The sequence below is a fragment of the Parendozoicomonas sp. 2304DJ65-17 genome (assembly GCF_058148445.1).
Map to the genome: position 1 here is coordinate 1 of NZ_JBYVJV010000174.1, position 229 is coordinate 229.

General features: G+C 44.1%; 1 pseudogene. It reads right to left on the reverse strand.

Features of this window, described 5'->3' with window-relative positions:
- Positions 1 to 217: pseudogene (locus ACY2RR_RS24925) on the reverse strand (hypothetical protein); the annotation flags it as partial.
- Positions 218 to 229 lie beyond the last annotated feature (12 nt).

The window sequence follows — 229 nt, forward strand, 5'->3', positions numbered from 1 at the left end:
AAGATGTTTTGCCCTGTTTGGAAAAGACCGAAAACATTGGTTTCAGTGCTTCCAGATAAGGAATAGTCAAACCATCCAGTTCTTTCAGCACTCGGGTTGCTATAAAAAGTGCAGGCCTATGGTCGGCAAGGGAAGGGATATCGAAACCAGCCGCCTTCACAAAGGCTGATCCTATGGTAATGTCGTTATAGCCATCCCAATCATTCTGAGTGTTCATCTGGTAAGTATA